A 1,828-nucleotide genomic window follows, 5' to 3' on the forward strand; every position below is an offset into this window, starting at 1 on the left:
TGGAACACAACAATGGAAGAATCCATTCATGGTATGGAATTGATGCGATGGAAAGAAGAGTTAGGGAAATGTATTCGCAAGATGTCATAGAGCCACTTGTTGTAAAAGAGCAAGTGATCAAAACAGCTGCTGAAGTTGCATCATTATTGATACGTGTTGATGAAGTTGTCATGAGAAAACCTGTCATGTATACGCATACCCATGGAGATGGTAAGACCCATTCCCATGCAAGAGGAGACAAGCCCCATGATCATTTTGACAAGCTTGGAAAGATGCAGAGACCATCCCATCACTATTATTGAATTACAACAAATCGTATCTGTTGTGTTTTAGTGTTTTATTCTGCCAAGAAGTGCAGAATAAAGAAATGGTAAGATTGTAGTTATTTCTGCATGTATCGTGGTTTGTTTTGCATTTTTGGTTACCTTGCCCCATGAAATTGCTTCGCGTACAAGAGCCCCACTCAGGCTTCCGTCAAACTCTTGTGCGGTNCCAGATTTTTTTGCCTTAAAGACAAGAGAGGACAAGGTCTCGCTGTCTGTTGCTACGTTTAGTCTGAAATCTCGGTGTTTTTGGCTAAAAAGCCAAATCTGGCTACCTACGCCACCATCCATTATCCCTGGAACGATTACTGGAATGTTATTCTTGTATGCCCAATACAAGAACGAGCCTTCTCCTAGGTTTTCACCTATCATTCTGGTGATATCAGCAGTGGACATCTCTTTTTTGCCTGATTTGTATGCAGTTTCCAAGAACTTTTGCATCTTTTCTTCAATTATGGGCCCATAGCTTGCCATAGGTACAAGCACGTTTCCCAATCGATGCATGTTCTTCTTTAAGAGTTCAACATCATCCATGGTAAATGATCCTTCCAAATAATTTGAAAAGTATCTTGCAATGTCATGGTCCAGTGCACCACAGGTGGTAATTACCACATCAAACATTTTGTTTTTTAGCATATCAACAATTATTCCTCGAAGACCTGTTGATGTTATGGCCGCAACAAAGGAGAGAAATTTTAAACAATGTTTGTCATTAATCATTGTTGAAAGAATTTCAAGACCCTCTGCAAGATTTCGTGATTCAAATCCACCTGAAGTTGACAATTGTTTGAAAATAGTTTGTATATCATCATCATTTTTTATTGAGATGTCTTTTACTTGATTAGCTTTCATCCACTTGTAATTTACTTGGTAGTATAAATTTCTTGAAATTTTATTTAATATCGCTAGAAAGATTTTAAATACATGTAACTTGATTGAAGAGGATGCTAGATCTAGTTCCAAAAAAAATATTTCTTACTAGAGGCAAGGGTGTACATCAAGATCAATTAACAAGTTTTGAATTTGCATTGCGAGATGCAGGCATACCAAACACGAATTTGGTGCTAATTTCAAGCATATTTCCTCCAGGTGCAAAGGTAATTTCACGTACAGAAGGATTAAAGATGATTCGTCCTGGCAGTGTACAATTCGTAATCTACGCACGACAACAATCTAATGAACCACATAGATTGATGGCTGCATCAGTTGGACTAGCAGAACCAACTGACAAGACAAAATGGGGATATCTATCAGAGTACCAGTCTTTTGGAGAGACAGAAAAAGAAGCTGGAGATTATGCAGAAGATATTGCAGCACAGATGTTAGCATCATCTATTGGAATACCATTTGATGTAGACAAGAACTGGGATCAAAAAAGACAACAGTGGAAGGTGTCAGGACAGATATACAAGACAAGAAACATGACACAGAGTGCAGTTGGAGACTCCAAGGGCAGATGGACAACAGTCTTTGCTGCTGCAGTTTTGATTCTCTAAACATAATTT

The 1,828-nt window shown here is 38.3% G+C and carries 3 protein-coding genes and 1 pseudogene; 2 read left to right on the top strand and 2 right to left on the bottom strand.

Annotated elements, in window-relative coordinates:
• The coding region (locus DYY66_RS09610; RefSeq protein WP_218583704.1) for a TCP-1/cpn60 chaperonin family protein at window positions 1-302 on the top strand (302 nt) is incomplete at its 5' end.
• Window positions 303-329: 27 nt separating this feature from the next.
• On the opposite strand, the gene DYY66_RS14890 is transcribed toward DYY66_RS09610, so the two are convergent.
• The coding region (locus DYY66_RS14890; protein ID WP_255496421.1) for a deoxyhypusine synthase family protein at window positions 330-491 on the bottom strand (162 nt) is incomplete at its 5' end.
• Between the two features lies 1 nt (window position 492).
• Window positions 493-1,175: pseudogene (locus tag DYY66_RS09615) on the bottom strand (deoxyhypusine synthase family protein); the annotation flags it as partial.
• A 92-nt stretch (window positions 1,176-1,267) separates the two neighbouring features.
• Here DYY66_RS09615 and DYY66_RS09620 point away from each other — a divergent pair.
• Window positions 1,268-1,819 carry a pyruvoyl-dependent arginine decarboxylase gene (locus tag DYY66_RS09620; protein ID WP_166288680.1) on the top strand — a complete coding sequence of 184 codons (552 nt, stop codon included), beginning with the start codon at window positions 1,268-1,270 and terminating at the stop codon, window positions 1,817-1,819.
• The last annotated feature ends 9 nt before the right edge of the window (window positions 1,820-1,828 follow it).

Source organism: Candidatus Nitrosotalea sp. FS (assembly GCF_011319475.1).
In the GTDB taxonomy this organism is placed as follows: domain Archaea; phylum Thermoproteota; class Nitrososphaeria; order Nitrososphaerales; family Nitrosopumilaceae; genus Nitrosotalea.

Coding starts and splice junctions, on each gene's coding strand:
- DYY66_RS09620 (WP_166288680.1), top strand. CDS start 1,268: ATGCTAGATCTAGTTCCAAAAAAAATATTTCTTACTAGAGGCAAGGGT.